We start from the raw sequence: 22,819 nt of genomic DNA on the forward strand, positions 1-22,819 counted from the left end.
GTTTAAACTTAAGCACAGGTAACACTTTCCATCACGACAGGTGTATTGGCTTCTGTAGCAATGACCGAGGCCGCAATTGCTTCGACAACCTGACTCAGTGACTGCCGTGAAATATTGACAATATCAACAATTTTATTGCCATCCGTACGGACAGAATTGGTAAATGCCATTCGACAACTGAGCTGACGGTTAGGCGCAACAGTATTCTGTACGCCTGTTGGTTGATTCAACGGTCTTGCGGGATCATCACGTTTAATAATCCAAGCCACAGCCACCTCAATATCCCGATTCATCGCGCCCATTAAAGAACGCGTGTTCGAGCGTTCAAGAATATCGAAACGGGAAAAATCTGTTGCAATACGATAGGATACTTTGCCACCCGTCATACCACTGCTATAACGATCCACAGCACCCAATTTCTGTTGTAGCCCCGCAGATAACCCATCCCGTAGTTCAGCCCCCAAAGTGGAAGTCCAGCGTTCATTGCCCAATACATGAGATTTACCATTGCTGTCCTGCAAGACCATTGGTGCCCTGTTTAAACGGTCTGGCAATCCCACAGGCAGTACTTCAATCACCCGTACATTTGAACTCACCAACGGTTTAACTGTTGGGGTCAAGCTATAATAGTTTGGTGTAGGAGAACTGGAACATCCTGCTAAACCTACAACCGCCAGTAGCAGGCCGTAACCTGCTCTACTAAACTGCGGAAAATAGGACAAAAAATGTGAGCTATTTTTTTTATTTACCATTCTGAACCTCAGGCGTTTTCCCACGAATGAGTGATTCTGGGTGTTGTTCAATATAGTCTGCCATTAACTGTAAAGATGCGGCAGCACGTGTCATTTGCTGTAAAGCACGGCGTACATCCTGTTGCATTGGTGCGTCACTCGATAGAATGGTTTCAGTAGAGCGCATGGTCTGACGTACATCATCCAATGTCGCCTGTAGTCCTGGCGCAACTTTACCATCCAACTGCTTCACTAATTTATCTGTAGAGCTAATCGCTGAATTCATATTATCGAGTGTTTTACGGACATCCTGCCCAATTTCCACCAATGGGAATTTATTCAGTTTATCCGCAATTTGTGATACTTGTGCTTGTAAACCTTTCAACTCCGTTGGTGTTGTTGGCACCTCAATCACACCGTTTGATCTGACAATTAAGTCTGCTGGTTTTGCTTTAGGGAATAAATCAAAGGCGATATAGTTCTGCCCTGTCAGTAGGTTTCCTGTACGCATCTGAGCACGCCAGCCCCTTTCGATGAAGCGTTCAAAAATTACACCGTCAGGATCGAGTTCTTTGCCATTGGCTAAACGAGATGGATAAATTACCCCCTCAGCCCGCATACGGATCTGAGTATAATTTGCATTAAACTCAGCATTAATCGACTGTATATTTCCAATTTCAATACCCATAAAGTCAATCGGCGCGCCTGCCGACAAACCACGTAGAGACTGATCAAAATACATGATGATGCGATGGGATTTTCCATCTGGCTCTTTCAATGCTTCAGTACGAGAATCCCATAAATTAAAACGACTTTGATCAGCAGCAGCGGCAGCATGTGAATTTTCAGGATAACCAAAGGCAATTCCGCCAGCGATAATACTCACCAGTGATTGTGTATCCAGCTTAAATCCTGATGCACTTAAGCTTACATCAACACCACTAGCCTGCCAGAAACGTGCATCTGTCGTCACGAACTTATCATAGGGTGCTTGAATAAAAGTTTGTAGCTCCACACTCTTACCATCTTTGGCCAACTGATAAGCGGTGATTTGCCCCACATTGATCTGACGATAATAAATAGGAGAACCAATATCCAGTGAACCTAAATTATTGGCTTTTAGAAAAAAGATTTTACCCGGTACATCAGATGAGATGACTGGCGGCACCTCCAGACCAGTAAATTCGTCCTGCTTTTGTTCTGCCTTACCACCATCAACCTCAATATAAGCACCCGACAATAAGGTATCAATTCCTGAAACACCACTCGTACCTATTCGTGGACGAACCACCCAGAATCGTGAGTCTTTTGCAGCAAAATTACTGGCATCCTTACGCAGTTCAATTTTTGCAATCACATGTGAACGATCATCTGCAAGGTCAATCTGACGCACAAGACCGATGTCTACTTGTTTAAAACGAACTGTCGTCTTCCCTGCAACCAATCCTTCAGCAGTTCTAAAGGAAACATTAATGGTCGGACCAGTATCTAATACCGCTTTGACTGCCAACGACAGACCAATCAGAAGTGCGACAAATGGAACCAGCCAGATCAGCGATGGCCGCCATCGTCCTTTATTTTTCTCAGGCTCAGGCAAAACCTGGTGCGTTTCCTGTACAGCATTAGGATCCTGATGATCTGAGCTTTCGTTGTTCGTTTTATTTTCAGACATACACACCCATCATTGTTTTATTGGCTGGAATTAGATAAATCATGATTCAAAGGAGGATGATCCACTTGAATCACGTCTGAGCCTTGCAGGGAAGGCCCATTTTTGTTGCGCGTACTCTGAGCAGCAGAATAATTATCCCAAATAATACGCGGATCAAAACTAAGTGAAGCAAACATGGTTAAAACCACAACTGCACCAAAAGCAACTGCGCCCGGCCCAGCGAGAATAGTTGCCAGTGACTGAATCTGAATAAGGGCTGTCAATAAAGCCACCACAAAAACATCAATCATCGACCATCGACCGATAAACTCAACAATTCGATAAAGCATTGAGCAATGCTCGGGAGAAAAGTGCAATCGCTCAGAAGACTGCAGTTTTACAACAATCAATAGAAAACACAAAATCAAAAGTTTTAACATGGGAATAAAAATACTGGCCATAAAAATAACAGTAGAGACCAGATAATCCCCATTCTGCCAAAAATAGATCACACCACTCATGATCGTATCTTGCTGCATCCCTAACAGAGAATCCGTTACGGTCATAGGAAGAACATTGGCTGGAATATATAAAATACTCGCAGCAATCACCAAAGCGAGGGTTCTGTCTAAACTCTTTGGTTTTCGTTGATGCAGCACACTATGACATTTCAAGCAATGTGAAGCGTGTTTTTCTTCAGCCCCTGCAACCCATTTATTGAGCGTTCCACAGCAATGACAAAGCACCAAAGACAAATCTTTGGCTCTTGGATATTGCAGCGGATTACCAGTGGCTGCTTCAGAGGAATATTCTGAAAAATTGCGCTGAGACGGATCTGTTTTCATGGAAGAGTCCTGTCGATCTCGTCCCAAAGATCCTTAACTTTCACTGAAGCAATATAAACCAGTAATATACTCAGTATGGCGAACCCCCACAGTGCAACACCTGGAATCACCACGACCATACCGACCAGTTTAACTAAGGTCACCAGTACGCCAATCAGAAATACTTCAACCATTCCCCATGTTCTAAATAAAAACAAGGTACGCAATGCTGCAACTAAATAACGGGGCCGAACTTTAAAAAAATGAACGGATGAAAGTACATAGAGCAGCAATAGCAGATCCAGTAAAGGCACTACAAAAGTTGTGATGAGAATCAGAACACCTACTGGCCCTTGCCCTGCATGAAACATGGCCCATGCTGCACCAAGTAAAGTCGTCTGGGAATCGTTACCCTGCAATTCCACCTTAACAATAGGAAAACTATTTGCAATCACAAATACGATCAATGCTGTTGTTACCATTGCCAGTAAAACACTAAACGGTTTACTTTGCCGATAAAGCTCAGCACCACAGCAAAGACAATAAGCGCGTTCACCTTGTGTCAGCTGAATTCGATGATATACCGTGTCACATTCCTCACAGGCAACCAGTATTTTCGGTGAAATATCACCATTTCGAATTAACACTTGTTGATTCATAGGCGCAGAAACTGGAAAAAAGGAGGAAGGCTCGCTCATAGAACATAAACACCATTTTATAAATTTTTTTTAGACTGAAGCTCATTTTGCTATATTTTACTGAGATGTATACAGATAAATTGTGATACTTTTTTGATGATATCCTGTTGGTTTTATATAAACAATTCATCTAATGAAATATGGTCAGCGTTCTCCATTAGATTATGAAAAGGCCTATCAATGGACTGCTCCCGGTATCCTAGGCATGAGGTACGCATTTATTAAGGACAACCAGCAGTTTTGGTCTGTTCGAAGAATGTGTCCGCAATGGCTAAAACAACCATCGAGTGCCACAGCCAAATGCACGACCAATCCGACCTTGTTGGTTATCCAACATTTTCGCAGTGATCTGTAGCTTTTGTCCACTAACTTGTTGAAGTTGCCCTTTTTCATTCAGTAGATTTTAAAAAAAAAATAAGTAAATCAATCCGAATGATGGCGTTTATAAATACCATCACTCATCAATCTATATACCTCTTCCAAATCTGGCCGATGAGATTGGGCCAATAATCCTTGATGCATCTTTAAAATATTTTGATCGCCCCGCATTGCTGGCCCTGTTTGCATTTTCTTTGGGTTAGTACGGGTTGCTTTATTCGCTGTTTCCAAGATCAATGGAAATAGTAAACTGAAATCAACGTGTTCTGCATCTACAACTTGTTGTGCCATATCATAACAATAATTACTAAAATTACATGCAAACACCGCAGCCAAATGTAAGGTTTGACGCTGTTGTGAATTATATTGATAGACTCGATTACTTAGGCTATTTGCTAAGGTGGTGAGCAAAAGTAAATCTTCATGCGTTACAGCTTCTACAAAAAGTGGGGTTTCCAACCAATCCACTTCCCGTTCAAAACTAAAGGTCTGTAATGGATAGAAAACCCCAGCACGTTGCTGCTTCCGCGCGACAACAGATAAATTTGTACTTCCCGAAGTATGCACGATAAGACATTGCGGCAAAAATGTTGCAATAGCTTCTACAACATCAGGTATCACGAGATCACTAACAGCAACAACCACTAAGTCTGTTTGCGGATTGAGTTGATCTACACCATCAATCGCTTGGGCATTGACCTGTGCTGCTAATCGTTGGGCGTGATGTAAATTGCGACTAAAAACTTGAACAATTTGATGCTGTGATTGAAATGCCTTTGCTAAATGTGTGGCGACTCGTCCTGCACCGACAAATGTGATTCGCATAAACTCGATCTAAAATGGTTACCTGACCGAAGCATGCCAATAAAAAATACGTAAATCAATCCACAATCTCAATGATGGCTATTTACTTATCTGATAGAGCCATAATAATGAAAAACTAGCAAATATTAAGGCAAAAAATGGAAAAGCTTTGTGCGGCTTGGTCTCTTGAGGCACAACAGGTAGGGATAAAATAGGAGGTGCTAAACGAGCTTTTACCGCAGGCTGATCCAAGGATAAAACTTCATTGATCCAGTTGGGCAATAGTGCATAAATTGATTCCTTGTGCTCTCTAAGATAGTAAATAATACTCATCGTATCATTGCCTACCTCATTTGAAAGTACTGCTAGACTTTTAGGAATGGCCCTATTTAAAGTTTTTTCAACTTCACTCGCAGGAACTCTGCCTGCAGCTAATCGTAAAAGTAGTGCATTTTTTACTTGGTCATTTTTTTCAAATAGATCAAAAACTGAAGGGGTAAGTTGTTCTTTTAGTTGATCAACAAGTTCTGGTTTAAGCAAAAATCGAGACAAAAGAATTGGGTAAAATCTTGATAAAACATCATTTTTTTCATTTACCAAGCAGGTTTGATCATTCACAATCACCGATGAAACTTTCTGTTTAAGTAACTCCATTGGATTTATAGGCATTGTATTAGCTCCAACAATTCAAATGATTTACATCTCTTTTTTATAATTTTATGCAAAACAAATCTCATTTCATCTGGTTACTTTAATATAGTTTTTATGTTTTTTATCTATTTTTAAAAATTTAAATACAATATATATACATCAATTCTTAGACAGCAGAGCAAGCCCACTAAAAGGCTTACCCTGCTCAGGATGACTTATGCTTATGCAAATGTAGTGACAACTTTACCTGTCAACTGCTGTCCAAGTAATGGAGTGTTTTTCCCTTGCGAGAGAATCGTATCCTTAGAAACAGTCCACTGTAACTCAGGATCGACCAACACCCACCCTGCTTCTTGCTGCCAACGGCCTGTTATATTGGCAACTTGTGCAGGAATCGAAGTGACTTTTTCTACCCATTCCAAAGGCTCAAATACACCTTCTTGAATAAGTTGCACACCCAATCCAACATAGGTATCGAAAGCAGTAATACCTGATTGAGTTTCCTCAAACGGTGCTATTTTCGCCGAGCTACTTAATGGTTCGTGATGAGTACAAATCGCATCAATCACCCCTTCTTTAACCGCTTGACGCAATAACAACTTATCTTGTTCAGAGCGCAAAGGTGGACGTACATGCGCCAGTGAGTTAAAACCATCAATCAGTTGTTCAGTTAAATGCAATTGATGCATGGCAACATCAGCCGTCACAGGTAAGCCTTTGGCTTTTGCTGCGCGAATCAATTCAACAGATGCGCCACAAGACAATAGACCAAAATGTGCTTTTACCCCTGTTGCTTCGATCATTAAAAGATATTTGGCGATAGCAACTGTTTCTGCGATTGCAGGAATCATTGGCAACCCTTGACGCGATGCAATAAACCCTTCGTGAACACAACCATCTTTGGCGATTTGAGGCTCTTCAGCGTAAAAGACAACGGTTAACCCTAAACCTGCCGCATATTCTAATGTACGAATAACCACATCATCATTTTCAAAGGCAGCATTGGCATTAGAAACAGCTGTACAACCGCCCTTTTTTAACCCAGCCATATTGGCAGGCTGTTTGCCATTTAGACCTTGGGTTTGTGCGCCAATGATTTGTAAATAAATACCGCCATCTAGTTGTGCTTTTTCAATTAAGCCATGAATCAAAGCACCGTTATCTTGCACGATCGGTTTTGAATCTGGTGGTGTAATGACATGCAAAATACCATTGGCACGTGCGGCTTTCCCCTCGGACTTTAATGTTCCGTGTTGTTGTTGCCCCGGTTCACGTAGACGGGCGCATAGATCCACCATGGTCGGCATCAGCCATTTACCTTGACCATTGATTGTTTCATCGACCTGTTCAACCGCATCAACCAATTTACCGTTTTCGATATAAACCGTTTTGACTTGATCAGTTTTTTGAATTGGATCGAGCACACGGACATTTTCAATTTTTACAATACTCATGTGATCTATCCCTTACAGTGAAATCGCTTCAATCAAACCTTGTTCTTGTAACTGCCCTTGCATCGCTAGTGCAAGCACCGCCATACGAACCGCAATACCATTGGTCACTTGTTTCAGGATCACGGATTGATCACCATCAGCAACGCTAGAATCAATTTCAACACCTCGATTCATAGGCCCCGGATGCATCACGATACAATCGGGTTTGGCCAAAGCAAGGCGTTCTTTATTTAGACCGTACATTTTGTAAAATTCAGATTGCGAAGCTAGCGCTGGTGAATCAATACGTTCATTTTGAATACGCAATGCGATGATCACATCACAATCGGTAACACCTGCATTCATTTGGTTAAATAAACGTACATGTTCACCATATTCGTTAAAAGCGACAGGCAATAATGTATTCGGTGCAATTACACGAATATCTTTACACCCTAAAGTTTGCAATGCTGCAACATTAGAACGTGCCACACGAGAATGCTTAATATCACCAATAATCGCCACACTCAACTGATCAAAAGGCTTTTTAGTCTCACGGCGAATGGTTAACATATCCAACATCGCTTGAGTTGGGTGTGCATGACGACCATCACCTGCATTGATGATGGCAACATTTGGGCAAACATCTTTGGCAATAAAATGCGCCGCACCCGAAGACGAATGACGTACCACAAAAATGTCCGCAGCCATCGCTTCTAAGTTCCAAAGCGTGTCACGAAGAGTTTCACCTTTTGAGGTGCTTGAACGTGCAATATCAATATTCAAAACATTGGCAGACAAACGTTTTGCTGCGGCTTCAAAAGTGGTACGCGTACGAGTCGAATTTTCAAAGAAAAGATTCATCACCGTCAGCCCTTCTAATAGCGGACGGTTGATCAAATTATTATTGTCATCTAAAAAGCTTTGCGCTGTATCTAGAATTTTGGTCAGGCTTTCCTTGGAAAGACCCTCAATGGTTAAAAAGTGCTTTAAATTTCCTTGTTGATTCAATTGAACCTGACTTGGTTGATGCAGGGCTGCAATATGCATAAAGGATTCCTATGGGTCGAATCACCAAAACTTGCATAGTGTAGCCCAATTCTTGGGTTTTAGCAGAACAACTTTTCACCCTTATGTTGCCATTAATTAGGGAGTTGCGATAAATTCTATCTATCTCAATGCACCAATATAGTGATGTGAAACCTGAGCCTGATAAATTTCCTCAGCAGTTACTTCATTAGAATAGACGTCCGATGCATCAACCCACTCATTTTCCAACCTACCTTTCTGCTCTGCAATCACAACTGCTTTTGGTTCAGGATATAAATCTATGAGTGGACTTAACCGAGCAACATAGCGCTCCAATTCAGCATCTTGAGTTGCCAAAGCGATATCAACAATATGTTTGGCATATGCTTTGTTGCTGACCAGATACATCACATCTATCACGCGACTCGATACACGTCTCAAACGAACATACATTTGAGTTGCAATCGTAAAAGCTTCAGCATTGACCAACACGTCATTATTTACATTCTCTTTCATAGATCCCCCCACAAGTTCCCTATTAAACTACTTAAATTTCATCAGCTTTCAGAAAAATAAGTCGCTGATGATCTTCAAATTAATTAGCAAAATATGTACCAACAATTAAAATATTGTATAAATATGAAATCGATCGCCTAAAGCATCCTCGCGAGGCCAAATTCAAAAAATAGCTTTTAATCGATGATAAAGCTGACAATCACACAAATATGCACCGACAGAACCGATAAAAATCAGTTAAAATATGCGATTGCTAAAATCGCTTTTGGAAATTTGAATGAATTCAACACAACGTCTTACAAGCTACTGGGTAACCTGTGCGGATGGACTTGAAACCCTACTTCAACAAGAACTGGAAAGTTTAGGTGTTCAAGACATCCAACGTTTTGCTGGACGTTTAATTTTCCAAGGTACGCTCGAGCAGGCTTATCGTATTTGCATGTGGTCTCGCCTAGCCTCTCGTGTATTGTTACCGATTCATAAACATGAGCTTGAATTTACTCACGATGCGCGCGATGTGGCAGAAGAACTCTTTGAAGGTGCGATTAGCTTCGATTGGTCTTTAATTTTTGCACCACAAAGTACCTTCGCGGTGCGTCTGCATGTTGAACGAGATATCAAGGTCAATACCCAATTTGCGACTTTACGTGTGAAAGATGGCGTGGTGGATTCCTTTATGGAAGCCGTCGGGAAACGCCCAAGTATTGACATTAAGCAGCCTGAAATTACGCTTTATGTTTTAGCAGGGAAAACTGAACATACCTTCTGCCTCGATTTATCGGGCGATTCTTTGCACAAACGTGGCTATCGTCACTTTATGACTGATGCACCGATCAAAGAAAACTTAGCAGCAGCGATTTTACAAAAAGCACAATTATTACAATATCAACCCGATATCATTCTTGACCCCATGTGTGGTTCAGGGACATTTATTATTGAATCATTGATGATTTTAACGGATCGTGCACCAGGTTTGGTTCGTCGTTTCGGTTTTAATGGCTGGCATGGACATGATCGTGAACTGTGGATGTCGATCAAAAACGAAGCAACTGAACGCCATGAAAAGGCTTTGGCACATCCACTGCCAAAACTCTATGCTTATGATGCAGACTGGGAAGCAGTCAAAGCGACACGTCTAAATATCATTGCCGCAGGCTTTGAAAGTGTCCTTGATCAAATTCAAATCGAAGAACGTACTTTAGCCGATTGGGATGATTTTCATGCTGAAGGTAAGAAAGCCTTTATCGTCACAAATCCGCCTTATGGTGAGCGCTTAGGTGATAAAGCTTCTAGCCGTTCATTCTACTTAGGCTTATCTGGATTATTACAAAAGAATTTCCCAAATCAGCCTGCTGCAGTGATTGCGGCACAAATCGAACAAGCAGATGTACTTGCTATCAATGATCCGCAAACTTTACGTTTGATGAACGGTAAGCTGCCGATTTACATTCGTTTTGGTATGATCAAACCAGCAAGCGTTGCACAACCATTTTTAGCAAATTGGCAACCGCTACAATTTGAAAAGATTGAAGGTGCCGAAGACTTTACCAATCGTTTGCAAAAAAATATGCAAGCATTGAAAAAATGGGCTGTCAAAGAAAATATCTATTGCTTGCGTCTTTATGATGCTGATCTACCAGATTTTAATATTGCCGTTGATTTGTATGGTGATAGATTGCATGTACAAGAATATGCACCACCTAAAACCATCGACCCTGAAAAAGCCAAAAAACGTTTTAATCTTGGGCTTGCAGCCATTCGCGCTGTAACAGGACTCAATCGTGATGCCATTTTCATCAAAACACGTGCAAGACAAGCTGGAACGACCCAATACAGCAAGCAAAGTACCGCGTCTAAACGTTTTATCGTACAAGAAGGTAATGCACGAATTTTGGTGAATCTGACCGATTATTTGGATACAGGCTTGTTCTTAGATCATCGTCAAATGCGTTTAAGAATTGCCAAAGAAGCACGTGGTAAACACTTCCTAAACCTGTATAGCTACACCTCAACAGCAAGCTTACATGCGGCTCTAGGCGGCGCGGCAAGTACCACCAGTGTTGATTTATCTAATACTTACCTCAACTGGTCTAAAGAAAACTTTGTATTGAATGGTTTAACGGTTGATCATGCAGATGAACAGCACATGTTCTTTTCCAGCGATTGCTTTGAGTGGTTAAAAGAAGGTCATGAACAATACGATTTGATCTTTATTGATCCACCGACCTTCTCTAACTCGAAAAAGTTTTACGGTACATTTGATGTACAACGCGATCATCTCTCGCTGTTAAAGCGTGCCATGAACCGCCTAACCACTGAAGGTACTTTGTATTTTTCTAACAACTATCGTGGTTTTGAACTGGATGAAGAAATCGAGGCGATGTATGACATTGAAGAAATCACATCTGAAACTATCGGCTTAGATTTCAAACGCAATCAGAAAATCCATCGCGCATGGAAAATCAAACATCCTGCAGTATAAATAATACTTACCGTCACTGTTCTTTGACATGAATGGTGACGGTTCCATGAACATTATCATTGGAATCAAACTCATACACCACAAAACGATCAGAGGGTTGTGTATGCGGCTTTATGCTCGCATCTTTTTTCTCTCGCGGATCAGTGACTTTGGTTTTCTTTTGCTCTTCATGCGGCGATAGCACACTATCGAGTAATGTACTAATCCTGACTTCACGCAAATAGCGATCACTTAAGGCACGTTGAACTCTCCAACGTTCTTGCTCAGGTTTCATCGCATCTTGTTCGGCTTTGATAATAATATTCGGCAAAGTATTATTTGCTAACCCTGTTTGCAGTGCGAGCGTTCCCTCTGACATCGGTTGAGCAGCCCACCCGATTGAAGGTAGACCCATCATGCACAAAATTACACAGAGACTTGCGTAATGATGTCGCTTATTTTCCATTGCAATTCATCCTGAATCTTTTTCTTATTTACTTTGAAACTAGCAAGTTTTTCATCAAGTCGCAATGTTATTGTAAACATTCCTTAAAAAATCAGATAAGTTGCACCAAAACAAAAAAAGATGGTGATTTTCATCACCATCTTTTAACTGATTTGTAAAATTTTAACTTAACTCAATTTCATTTTATCAAAGACAAGATGATCATTTTCAGCTTTGATCAAAATGTTATCTCCTGCTTGGAACTCACCTGATAAAATTTTCTGAGCCAAACTATTTTCCACTTGTTGCTGGATCGCTCGTTTCAATGGACGTGCGCCATAGATTGGGTCAAATCCAGCATCGATCAACAGATCAAAAGCAGTATCATCTACAGTTAAATCCATATCACGATCACTCAAGCGTGAACGTAAGCGATCCAATTGAATATCTGCAATACCACGAATCTGCGATTTTTGTAGTGAATGGAAAATCACCAATTCATCAATACGGTTAATAAACTCTGGGCGGAAATGCTGACTCACTGCACTCATCACCACAGCACGCAGCTCATCGTCAGTTGCTCCCTCACCCAGTTCGCGTACATCCTGCGAGCCTAAGTTCGAGGTCATTACGATCACCGTATTTTTAAAATCGATGACTCGACCTTGTGAGTCAGTTAAACGGCCATCATCCAAGACTTGCAATAAGATATTGAAAACATCTGGATGTGCTTTTTCAACCTCGTCAAATAACACCACGCTATATGGTTTACGACGCACTGCTTCTGTTAACACACCACCTTCTTCATAACCGACATAGCCCGGAGGTGCACCGACTAAACGACTGACTGAATGTTTTTCCATGAATTCACTCATATCAATACGAATCATGGCATCATCACTATCGAACAAGAAGTTTGCCAATGCTTTGGTCAACTCAGTTTTACCGACACCTGTCGGTCCAAGGAACAAGAACGAACCACTTGGACGATTCGGATCAGACAGCCCTGCACGCGAACGACGAACAGCATTGGATACAGCCACTACCGCTTCATCTTGACCAACCACACGATTATGTAAGAATGATTCCATATTCAGTAGTTTTTCACGTTCACCTTGCAACATTTTGGAGACAGGAATCCCCGTTGCAGCACTCACGACTTCAGCAATTTCATTTTCTGTCACTTTGGTACGAATCAACTTCGGTTCTTCGGTTTCCTCAGCAACTTCAGCTTGCTCCAAACGTTTCTGTAACTCTGGAATCACACCATATTGCAAACGTGCAGCTTCTGCCAAATCGCCTTCACGTTTGGCTTTTTCCAACGCCATTCGAGCTTGATCTAATTCGACCTGCGCTTTTTTATCACCTTCAACCAGTGTTTTTTCAGCTTTCCAAATCTCTTCTAGATCATTGTACTCTTTCTGCTTTTCAGCGATTTGCTGCTCAAGATGATTCACTTCAGCTTTACTTCCCGCATCTTGATCTTTTTTCACTGCTTCCAATTGCATTTTCAATTGAATCAAACGACGATCAAGTTTATCTAAAGCTTCAGGTTTGGAGTCGATCTCCATTTTGATCCGTGAAGCAGCCTCATCAATCAAATCAATCGCTTTATCGGGCAACTGACGATCTGTAATATAACGATGTGACATTTTCGCGGCTGCAATAATCGCCGAGTCTAAAATCTGCACACCGTGATGGGTGGCATACTTCTCTTTCAAACCACGTAAAATCGCAATGGTATCTTCAACACTCGGTTCATCAACCAGCACTTTTTGGAAACGACGTTCCAGCGCAGCATCTTTTTCAATGAATTGACGATATTCATCTAAAGTGGTCGCACCAACACAACGTAATTCACCACGTGCCAAGGCAGGTTTCAACATATTCCCCGCATCCATTGCACCATCGCCTTTACCTGCACCAACCAAGGTATGCAATTCGTCGATGAATAAAATAATTTCACCGTCATGCTTGGCAAGGTCTTTGAGTACAGCTTTGAGACGTTCCTCAAATTCACCACGATATTTTGCACCCGCAAGCAATGACCCCAAGTCCAAAGAAAGCACACGCTTATTCTTTAAACTTTCAGGGACTTCGCCATTGACGATACGTTGTGCCAAACCTTCAACAATGGCTGTTTTACCCACACCAGGCTCACCGATGAGTACAGGATTGTTTTTGGTACGACGTGACAATACTTGAATGGTACGGCGAATTTCATCATCACGACCAATCACTGGGTCTAACTTTCCAGCTAACGCACGCTCATTTAAATCAATGGTATATTTATTTAGTGAGTCACGTTGATCTTCGTGATTATTACTCATGACCTTGTCACTTCCTCGAATATTTTCAATAACTTTACGTAAACTTTCTGGAGTTACACCAACACTATTTAAAATGGTTTTGGTTTCGCCTGTTTCTGCTAAACCCAACAGCACCCAATCCGTTGATAAAAATTCATCACCTGCCTTTTGCGCATAGCGGTCAGCCAAATTCAGCGCTTTTACCGCTTCAGGGTTGAGATTAAGATCACCTGTAGGATTTGCCAAAGTCGGGGCATTTTGTATTGCTTGCTCAAGCTTTTGCTTTAACTCAGGTAAACGAGCACCCGCTTGTTGCAACAAACTCAAATTGGCTGGCTCTTCGAGTAAAGTCGTTAGGATATGGATCCCAGCGATTGCTGTATGGTCTTTACCCATGGCCAATGATTGTGCATCTGAGAGTGCTTGCTGTAAGCGGTTTGTAAATTTTTCAAAACGCATTCTTGTTATTCCTCACAACAATTTTTTAACTTATCACTTAGATGGGAACGCTTTTTTAAATTTCAAATAAAAAATTATATATTTTTCAATGTTTTAAAAATAACAAAAAACATAAAACTCAGTGATAATATGGGTGTGTTGGTATTCTTTTTCAAGTCTGTTTTGTATCCTTTTTCTGTCAGTACTGATTCACACAAAATCCTTATTGTGATTTTGCGGCTAACGTTTTAGCTTAAGTCTTTTACTTTCATTAAAATGTTCATTATGTCTCTAAAAAAAATCTACCTTGCAGCCGCTTGCCTACTCCCAATTCACTTTGCCTTCGCTCAACTTCCACAAGATTCAAGACGGGCGGGCGGAATCGCAGTTATTCCACTAACAGCAAACACCACGCAAGTTTATTATGAACAAAAACCTGTGTTGATCAGCCAAGAAAATGGCCAACACTATGCTATTTTTGGGATTCCGCTTTCTGCACAGGTTGGTACTTTGACCTTAAATACCAATAACTCGCCAATTCAAATTGACATTAAGCCATACAAATACGCGGAACAACGTTTAACCGTCAAAAATCAAGATCATGTCAATCCAAATCCAAGCCAATTAGAACGCTATGCGCGCGAAGCCAAAGAACAAAATGCGGTTTATAGCTCATTTAGTCAAAGCACATGGCGAAGCTTTCCCAAATTTATCGTCCCTACCACAGGTAAGTTTAGTAACTCATTCGGACGAAAACGGTTTTTCAATGGTGAAGAGCGTGCACCACACTCGGGCTTAGATATCCCTGCTCCCGTCGGACAAAAAGTTGTTGCTCCTGCCGATGGTATCGTTGTGCAAACTGGCAATTATTTTTTTAATGGCAATACCGTACTGATTGATCATGGTCAGGGACTCATTAGTATGTTCTGCCATCTCAGTAAAATCGATGTGGAAAAAGGTCAAACCATTCGTCAAGGTGAATTACTCGGTCTAGTTGGGAAAACAGGACGTGTAACAGGTGCACATTTACATTGGGGAATGAGTCTAAATAATGCACGCGTAGACCCACAATTATTTCTTAAATAAAAATAAAAAAAGTGATCTATAAAAATAGATCACTTTTTAGAAAAACTTAAAAATAAAACTTTATGCAGCTTCAATAATTTCAAAATCGTGGGTAATCTCAACTCCACCATCAGATAGCATTTTACTGGCTGAACAGTATTTTTCTGCTGAAAGCTCCACGGCTTTTTCAACTTGTTTGGCTTTTACAGCATTACCTGTCACAATGAAATGCAAATGGATTTTAGTAAAGACTGCTGGAATCGTGTTCGCTCTCTCAGCTTTTAACTCACACACGACATCCGTCACTGATCCTAGACAGTATCGTGGACAACCAGCCCCTCTAAACTTTTAATATATTTCTGTTCAAAGGCTTCTGGACTTAACCAGCCGTTTGCAGAATGTCTTCTGATCCGATTGTAATAAATTTCAATATAGTCAAACAAGACAGCATTCGCTTCTTTTCGAGTCGAAAACACACTGCCATGTACCACATGACCTTTTAATGTATGAAAGAAGCTTTCAGTCACTGCATTATCCCAACAGTTTCCACGTCTAGACATACTCTGAGTACAATCATTTGTCAGTAACAGCGCTCTAAAATCACGACTACAGTACTGTGAACCTTGGTCTGAATGTACCATAACACCAGTTGGATAACCCTGACGAGCCATTGCATAGTTAAACGTATCACACACCAACTGGCGGTCTATTCGATGGCTGGTTTGCCACCCCACGATACGACGGCTAAATAAATCTAGCATCACACATAAATACAGCCAACCTTGCTTAGTACGGATATAGGTAATATCCGTTGTCCAGATCTTATTGGGTTCATTGACCGTAAATTGACGATCCAACAAGTTAGGCGCTGTAGGCAAACGATGGTTTGAATCAGTCGTATGCTTGTATTTACGTGCAATCCTGCTACGTAAACCAAGCTTTTTAAGCATTCTTCCAACGGTTCGTTCGCTCATGCTGTAACCTAAATCATGCATGTCATGTACCAATGAAGGTGCACCCAATCGTGCATGATGCTGCCAATATACGGCTTTTAAATCATTATATTTCTGCGCTGGATTGGCCTGGCGTTTTCGCCAGGCATAATAGCCTGAAGTGCTGACACCCAGGCATTTACAGGCAGAAGATACATTGACTTCATTCACATCCAGATCTTGAATTACCGTGTACTTTTCTTGGCATGATCTGTCAGAAAGTACACATGCGCTTTTTTTAAGATGTCATTGGCTTCCCTGAGCTGTTTGACTTCTTTCTCTAATTCCAAGATCCGCTGTTGTTCTGGTGAAAGTTGACGTTTGCTTGAACCTGCCGGATTGGTTTCACGAATCCATTTATCTAATGTTGAATAACCCACACCTAATTTCTGGGCGATTGCAGCTACAGACTCGTGTGAGTTTGAAAGTGCATAATCAATCGCTTGCTGTTTAAATTCAGGACTAAAACGTTTAGCCATTTCTTGAATCTCCAAAGATTAAAGTTACGTTATCTTTAGAGGGACGTGCTGTCCATTATTTTGTCTAGGATCATCCAGATGTCTGGGCCTATCCAGATACTGTTCAACAAAACATTCTCCTCGACCAAAAGCCGCTTGCGCTTCTCGCACTGCCGAAGAATAAGAGTCGGCGACTTCATCTAGCTGCCTAACCACTTTTAAACCACGTCCACCACCGCCATATGCAGCCTTAATCGCAATAGGCAATCCGTATGTTTGTGCAAATGTCACCGCTTCATTGGCAGAACGAAGTGGCTGTTCAGTACCATGAACCAACGGTGCTCCAACAGCTTGTGCAAGCTTACGCGCTTCGATTTTATCGCCTAGTCTAATCATGCTTTGAGGAGTTGGTCCGATCCAAATCAACCCTGCATCTATAACAGCTTGTGCAAAATCAGCACGTTCAGACAGAAAGCCATAACCTGGATGAATCATAGTCGCTTGGCTTTGCTTGGCAATATTCAAAACTTTATCAATATCGAGATAGCTCTCTTTCGCGGTTTGACCAGATAAAGCCCAAGCCTCATCTGCCAGTGTTACATATAAGCTTCCCATGTCATCGTCGGCATAAACCGCCACAGTATGAATACCTAAATCTTTACATGCTTGAATAACACGAACAGCAATTTCACCACGATTGGCGATCAACAGCTTATGTTGCTTATACATTTTTTTTTGATATCCATAAAGTCAGATATTTTGCGAAACTGGATATAACATCCTGCTGCAACTTGAGCGATCAAATCAAGATGATATGGTGCTACAGCCGCAATGACTGGATAACCTCCAGTAATCGGATGATCATTCATAAACAAAACGGGCTGCCCATTTGGTGGAATTTGTATCGCACCAGTGCAACATCCTTCACTCGGCAATTCCTGCTTGATCTGACGTTGTAAGGGCTTATCGCCAACGAGCCTTAATCCTATACGATTACTGTCCGCAGTCACCAACCAAGATTGAGCAAGCAGTAAATCCATACTTTCTGGCGTAAACCAATCCATTCGAGGCCCCAACACAATATCAACTACAATCTGATCTCCCACTTTGGGTAAAGCATTTGCCGATTGATCTAAATCGACACATTCTGTTTTCAAGTGTGCTGATCGTATCTCATCTCCAACCTTTAGGGGCACTGTTCCTAGTTCAGCCAAACTGTCATAACTGGCACTATTTAATACCTGTTCGACGGCTATACCACCACGAACTGCCACATAGTTACGGATCCCAGCCTGAGCTTTGGTCAGATAAATTTCATCGCCCTGATCCAATGCAATCGGTTGATATAATGGTTGCTTGACTGTATAGCCGTTCGCGTATGTCACCCATAGCTCCGTTTCAGCTCCCGTTACTGCAATAACAGTCTCTTTCATCACTTTTAAGCGTAAACCACCATTATATATTTCTAGTGCAGCAGCATTTTTAGGATTACCCACACATGCATTGGCGCAGTGAAATGCGCTCCGATCCATCGCACCTGCCTGTCCAACGCCTAGTTGAGCGACATTTTTACGTCCCTCATCTTGTATTAATACTTGCAAACCAACATTTAACACAGTGAATACGATCGGATTTTCCAGTCTTTGTCTTGGAAAAAGTTTAGTGCAAGGAACCGTAACTTGAGTCGGATGCTTGCTTATATCTTTAAAAACCACCTGATCACTTGGCAATAGTAAAGCAGCTTGCTCTCGGTAGACATCCCACACCGTTTGATCTGTACGCCCTATTAATTGCCATCCGCCAGGACTCTCTTTCGGATAAATACCACTATATTCGCCTGCCAATCCTACAGAACCTGATGCTATTTTTTTGCGTGGTGAGACTAAACGTGGAATGCTTCCAAAAGGATGATCTGGACTGATCAAATAAGCAAAACCAGGAGCAAAACCAATAAAGGCAACTTGCCAACGACTATGCGTATGTTTATGGATAACCTCATCCACCTCGATACCCAAATATTCAGCGACATGCGCAAGATCCGCACCGTCATAGCAGACATTGATGACGACTTCTTTACCCATATTCAGAAGATTTTGTTCTAATTTTTGAGCTGAAATCCACTGAATCAGATTCTTTTCATCAATAAAGATAGGATCAAAATAAACCAATATAGTACGTGCAGCAGGTATAAGCTCCTGAATATCAGGATGTGCTGTACGCTTTAAACAATGATAAAGCGCAACGGTTTCCTCTAAACTGGACAACTCAATCAAAAAGCAATTCAAATTAACCGATAAAAATCTCATTTCATCACTCGTTAAAGCATTCCTGCAAAGTATTTAATGGGTAAACGCTCGAACTTCGATGTGTTGTTCTGCTAATTTTTGACGAATTATTTGAGCTATTTGCACAGCTCCCATCGTATCACCATGCAAACAAATCGTATCTGCTTGGATAGACGTAAAGTTTCCTTCAATGGATTCCACGCCGCCTTTTAGGATCATATCAAGAACACGTTGAGCCACAATCTCTGCATCATGTAAAACAGCCCCAGTTTCAAGACGAGAAACTAAAGTGCCGTCATCGTGATAAGCTCTATCGGCAAAAGCTTCTGATACAACTGTCAAACCTTGCTTTTGAGCAAAATCAATCAATGGTGAGCCAGCCAAAGCCACCAACGTTAAGTCTGCATCAAATTGTAGAATCGCATCAATCACCGCTTGGGCTTGCGTTAAATCTGTCGCGATAGTGTTATATAAAGCACCGTGCGGTTTGACATAGCTTACTCTGGTTCCCGCAACATGCGCCAAACCGTGTAAAGCTGAAATTTGATAAAGTACATCGGCAAGTAGTTCATCATAAGATAAGGTCATTTTGCGCCGACCAAAACCAACTAAGTCAGGATACGATACATGTGCCCCGACATTTATACGAAGTTTAGCTGCTTGTTTTAATGTTTTAAGAATATGGAGCGGGTCGCCTGCGTGAAAGCCACATGCAATATTTGCACTACTCACAATAGGAAGAATTTGCTCATCATTGCCCATGCTCCATGAGCCATAGCTTTCGCCTAAATCGCTATTTAAATCAATACGCATAATGACCTTATATTTTTAATTTTCCGAAAAAGCAGATCGTTTCTACCTACCGTCTAAAATGCTAACAGAAAACTCGGTTGAAAATCTTTAGGTCCTGATAGATTTTGCAGTCAATAGCGCTCTTTCATAATTATTGAGCCGCTTTGTATTTCCCATAGATAGAAACAAAGAGAATTTGTGAAGGTAGCTAATGAATACTTAATCTACATCATTTCACTTAACTAAAATTTATTTTTAAAGCATTAAATCGCAGTTGTTGTCATTTTAAATTATCTACATTTTATTAAAAAAACCCACCAAAATAAGGTGGGTTTAAGGCTTAATTTTTAATACAGCTTTTCTTGACCTTTCAATCTGGTTTTAAAACGACGATGAAACCACATATATTGGGTCGGCTGCGTTCTGATTTGATTTTCGAGAATCAAATTCACTCGTGTTGCATCTTCCACCTCATCAAGACCCGGAAAATGATCTAACGTTGGTTCCAATAAAATGTGATATTGGGGATCTCGAATATCGCCTTCACGATAAAAGAATAAAGGAATGGCTGATGCTTTGGTAATTTTCATCAATCGGCGATGTGCGGTTAATGTTGCGGCCTGTACACCAAAAAACGGTGCCATAACGCCTTGTTTCAAGCCAAAATCTTGATCAGGGCTGTACCAAATTGCATTGCCATTTTTCAAACTATGAATTAATCCTTTCATATCATCTTTCGAAATTTGATTCTTATAAATCGTCGCTCGACATCTACGGATCAACATATCTAATAAAGGATTGTTTTGTGGACGATAAACAACATCAAAATCAAAAAAGCAACTGCTTACATAACCGCCAGCATCCAACAATGTGGTATGGCTACTGAGCAATAAAACCCCCTTACCCTGTGCTTGCTGAAGATGCTCTAATCCATGAATATGTATGCGCTTTTTAAACCAACTCGGACAATACCAAGCATTCAATGCTTCAAAGACACCGAGCATCATATTAAAAAAGACTTGTTTAGCATCTTCTTGGATTTCAAGTTCACTTTTCTCTGGAAAACACAGTTCGAGATTTCTAATTGTCGTTTTACGTCTAGATTTTAGATATTTCCATCCTAGTTTAGACAAACCTTCTGCTAATCGCCATTGGATGGCCCAAGGAAGTATTGCAAATATCATCAAAACCAGTATAGCTATCCATATCCCCCAATATTTAGGCAATAGAAAAGACCACTGAAACTTACTTGCCTCATGGTGTCGCTCAACATTCATAGCGGATAGCTTATTAGGAAAATCCAGCAAGACTAGCACATGTAATTTCTTAATGTTTTTAATTCTCGTATCCGTAGTCATCCATATTCACAATTTTTTGCCAAGTCATTCCTATAAATCACGATAAGCATAACCATATAAAAATCGTCTACTATATGCTAAATAAAATATTTGTGTTCTTTGTGTACAGCCATTGCGAATATTAAGCTGGTCTTTCTTGAATTAAACCATAAGATTCAATGGATAATATATATATGATTTTATTGATGAAATATGATGTCGATATAAACACTATTCAGCGCACATATCTCCACATATCGTGCTCATAACTACCTTAGTGTAATCGCTGAAAACCTGTAGCATGAAATCTCAATAACGAAGGAAGATAATAATGTCAGGTTTCAAAAGTTTTTCTGAAAAGACCACCAAAAATGAAAATACTAAACAAGTTCAAGCGAATGAACATTCACAAGTAAATCCATCTCCCGAAACAAAACCTGATAAGACGCCTACCCCAGAAAGCGAACAGAGTGAAAAAGCGGATCCAAATAACAAATAATTGAACATCGTCAAAGTCTAAAGCTCATTAGGCCTTGCCCACAGAAAATGAACCCCACCTAAATTTGATAAATTTCAAACTCAACTTGAGATGAAATTTGTGTGATGGCGTGGGGTTTATTAATATGCCAAGTTCATCATGTTTGCTGCAAGCGAAGATGTAACATATGTGTTGCGATGGTATGACGTATTCGATCAGGACGATCTTGGAAATATCGTTCGCTTAAACCGTCTCCTGATAAATCCTCAACCACGTCATAGCCCATTTGTATCACGGTTTGATGAAGTCGTTTAGGTCTAAACTGTCCTAACAAAGGTTCTTTTAGAAAGCGGGTAAATTGAGAAACAAATAAACTGCCAAAACGTTCAACGCCCTGCAACTCGCGATAATCAATTGAATAATCCAAGACAATTTCACTGTTTGACGCTGCGATTTTTGCAATACTTTTTAATGTATTCAAAGTTGTTTTTGGTTCAAGGTAATGGGTTGTACCCAACCATGAAAAAAATGCAGGCCGATCTTGTTGGAATCCACTTCGCTCTAATGCTTCAGCGATTGATTCCTTTTCAAAATCAATTGCGACAAACTCAACATTGGTTGGGATCTCACCAAACTCAGATAATTTTTTCTGTTTAGCGACTTGTGTATCAGGATGATCAACTTCAAAAATTTTTAAATTGGGATACTGCCCTGTTTGACGGAGAGTAAAAGAATCCAATCCCGCACCAACTAAAACATATTGTTGAATACCTTGCTCAATCGCTTGTTGAAGCAAATCTTCTGCATAGCGGGAACGACCGACGACTTGTCCAGTTAATAATCCTAACGTTCTGTTAAATATCGATGAGTTCATTACTTTGGCTGTCAATGATGTGGTCAATAACTTTTTCCAAGCTGAACTGGTTAATTCAAATGCATAAGGATCTGAAAATATTGGATGAGATGCATACAAAAAATGATTGGCTCTTAATGCTGCAGCAGCCTCAGCCGTGCGACTTGATTGTCCTTTTTTCATATTTTCCT

20 protein-coding genes and 2 pseudogenes are annotated in these 22,819 nt (G+C 40.8%); 3 read left to right on the top strand and 19 right to left on the bottom strand.

The features are described 5' to 3' along the window. Positions 1-8 precede the first annotated feature (8 nt). The 10 genes from F991_RS11940 to F991_RS11980 form a co-directional block, all read right to left on the bottom strand. Entirely contained in the window at positions 9-752 is a 744-nt protein-coding gene (locus F991_RS11940) for a PqiC family protein (protein WP_004671666.1), read from the bottom strand. Beyond that, a complete protein-coding gene (locus F991_RS11945) occupies positions 742-2,409 on the bottom strand; it encodes a PqiB family protein (RefSeq protein ID WP_171063444.1) in 1,668 nt (555 codons plus the stop codon). The genes F991_RS11940 and F991_RS11945 overlap by 11 nt, the downstream gene beginning before the upstream one ends. A gap of 11 nt (positions 2,410-2,420) precedes the next feature. Beyond that, positions 2,421-3,227, bottom strand: a complete 807-nt coding sequence (locus tag F991_RS11950) for a paraquat-inducible protein A (protein WP_004671669.1) — start codon at positions 3,225-3,227, stop codon at positions 2,421-2,423. Then, positions 3,224-3,865: a paraquat-inducible protein A gene (locus tag F991_RS11955; RefSeq protein ID WP_051064207.1), complete on the bottom strand. Its 642-nt coding sequence runs from the start codon at positions 3,863-3,865 to the stop codon at positions 3,224-3,226. Before F991_RS11955 ends, F991_RS11950 begins: the two co-directional genes overlap by 4 nt. 310 nt (positions 3,866-4,175) lie before the next feature. Further along, complete coding sequence (locus F991_RS17965; protein ID WP_081398963.1) at positions 4,176-4,301, bottom strand: hypothetical protein; 126 nt, start codon at positions 4,299-4,301, stop codon at positions 4,176-4,178. Positions 4,302-4,327: 26 nt separating this feature from the next. Further along, a complete protein-coding gene (locus F991_RS11960; protein WP_004671671.1) occupies positions 4,328-5,107 on the bottom strand; it encodes a Rossmann-like and DUF2520 domain-containing protein in 780 nt (259 codons plus the stop codon). A 78-nt stretch (positions 5,108-5,185) separates the two neighbouring features. Then, positions 5,186-5,755 (bottom strand): hypothetical protein, encoded by a 570-nt coding sequence (locus F991_RS11965; RefSeq protein ID WP_004671673.1) that lies wholly within the window; start codon positions 5,753-5,755, stop codon positions 5,186-5,188. 203 nt (positions 5,756-5,958) lie between these two features. After that, positions 5,959-7,191 (bottom strand): dihydroorotase, encoded by a 1,233-nt coding sequence (locus F991_RS11970; RefSeq protein WP_004671674.1) that lies wholly within the window; start codon positions 7,189-7,191, stop codon positions 5,959-5,961. A 12-nt stretch (positions 7,192-7,203) separates the two neighbouring features. Continuing rightward, positions 7,204-8,220, bottom strand: a complete 1,017-nt coding sequence (locus F991_RS11975) for an aspartate carbamoyltransferase catalytic subunit (RefSeq protein ID WP_004671676.1) — start codon at positions 8,218-8,220, stop codon at positions 7,204-7,206. A gap of 120 nt (positions 8,221-8,340) precedes the next feature. After that, positions 8,341-8,715 carry a hypothetical protein gene (locus F991_RS11980; protein ID WP_004671677.1) on the bottom strand — a complete coding sequence of 125 codons (375 nt, stop codon included), beginning with the start codon at positions 8,713-8,715 and terminating at the stop codon, positions 8,341-8,343. A 277-nt stretch (positions 8,716-8,992) separates the two neighbouring features. Here F991_RS11980 and rlmKL point away from each other — a divergent pair, with 277 nt between their 5' ends. Further along, positions 8,993-11,197 (top strand): bifunctional 23S rRNA (guanine(2069)-N(7))-methyltransferase RlmK/23S rRNA (guanine(2445)-N(2))-methyltransferase RlmL, encoded by a 2,205-nt coding sequence (gene rlmKL, locus F991_RS11985; RefSeq protein ID WP_004671679.1) that lies wholly within the window; start codon positions 8,993-8,995, stop codon positions 11,195-11,197. Between the two features lie 13 nt (positions 11,198-11,210). Here rlmKL and F991_RS11990 read toward each other — a convergent pair whose 3' ends face one another. Both F991_RS11990 and clpB read right to left on the bottom strand, forming a co-directional pair. Continuing rightward, the gene (locus F991_RS11990) at positions 11,211-11,642 is read right to left on the bottom strand and encodes a hypothetical protein (protein WP_004671680.1); all 432 of its coding nucleotides are present in this window, start codon (positions 11,640-11,642) and stop codon (positions 11,211-11,213) included. Positions 11,643-11,809: 167 nt separating this feature from the next. Continuing rightward, positions 11,810-14,389, bottom strand: coding sequence for an ATP-dependent chaperone ClpB (gene clpB / locus F991_RS11995; protein ID WP_004671682.1), 2,580 nt, complete (start codon positions 14,387-14,389; stop codon positions 11,810-11,812). Positions 14,390-14,653: 264 nt separating this feature from the next. Between clpB and F991_RS12000 the strand changes: the two genes are divergently transcribed. Further along, entirely contained in the window at positions 14,654-15,454 is an 801-nt protein-coding gene (locus F991_RS12000) for a M23 family metallopeptidase (RefSeq protein WP_004671684.1), read from the top strand. 60 nt (positions 15,455-15,514) lie between these two features. On the opposite strand, the pseudogene F991_RS12005 reads toward F991_RS12000, so the two are convergent. From F991_RS12005 to F991_RS12035, 6 genes and pseudogenes are all read right to left on the bottom strand, one after another. Continuing rightward, positions 15,515-15,739, bottom strand: a pseudogene (locus F991_RS12005) (OsmC family protein); the annotation flags it as partial. Positions 15,740-15,744: 5 nt separating this feature from the next. Then, positions 15,745-16,904, bottom strand: a protein-coding gene (locus tag F991_RS12010; protein ID WP_155757150.1) for an IS3 family transposase whose coding sequence is annotated in 2 segments (ribosomal slippage) — positions 15,745-16,670 and positions 16,670-16,904 — 1,161 coding nt in all. Because the reading frame shifts where the segments join, the coding sequence is not laid out codon by codon here. Positions 16,905-16,976: 72 nt separating this feature from the next. Further along, positions 16,977-17,612: pseudogene (locus tag F991_RS12020) on the bottom strand (biotin carboxylase N-terminal domain-containing protein); the annotation flags it as partial. Beyond that, the gene (locus F991_RS12025; RefSeq protein WP_004671694.1) at positions 17,588-19,189 is read right to left on the bottom strand and encodes a 5-oxoprolinase subunit B/C family protein; all 1,602 of its coding nucleotides are present in this window, start codon (positions 19,187-19,189) and stop codon (positions 17,588-17,590) included. The pseudogene F991_RS12020 and the gene F991_RS12025, both read right to left, overlap by 25 nt. 33 nt (positions 19,190-19,222) lie before the next feature. Continuing rightward, positions 19,223-19,981 (bottom strand): LamB/YcsF family protein, encoded by a 759-nt coding sequence (locus tag F991_RS12030; protein ID WP_004671695.1) that lies wholly within the window; start codon positions 19,979-19,981, stop codon positions 19,223-19,225. Positions 19,982-20,307: 326 nt separating this feature from the next. Beyond that, positions 20,308-21,237: an LpxL/LpxP family acyltransferase gene (locus F991_RS12035; RefSeq protein WP_034595557.1), complete on the bottom strand. Its 930-nt coding sequence runs from the start codon at positions 21,235-21,237 to the stop codon at positions 20,308-20,310. A gap of 391 nt (positions 21,238-21,628) precedes the next feature. On the opposite strand from F991_RS12035, the gene F991_RS17680 reads away from it, so the two are divergent. Beyond that, positions 21,629-21,796 carry a hypothetical protein gene (locus tag F991_RS17680; RefSeq protein ID WP_004671699.1) on the top strand — a complete coding sequence of 56 codons (168 nt, stop codon included), beginning with the start codon at positions 21,629-21,631 and terminating at the stop codon, positions 21,794-21,796. 136 nt (positions 21,797-21,932) lie between these two features. Here F991_RS17680 and F991_RS12040 read toward each other — a convergent pair whose 3' ends face one another. Next, positions 21,933-22,811 (bottom strand): class I SAM-dependent methyltransferase, encoded by an 879-nt coding sequence (locus F991_RS12040; RefSeq protein ID WP_004671701.1) that lies wholly within the window; start codon positions 22,809-22,811, stop codon positions 21,933-21,935. Between the last annotated feature and the right edge of the window lie 8 nt (positions 22,812-22,819).

Source organism: Acinetobacter sp. CIP-A165 (assembly GCF_000367985.1).
Taxonomy (GTDB): Bacteria; Pseudomonadota; Gammaproteobacteria; order Pseudomonadales; family Moraxellaceae; genus Acinetobacter.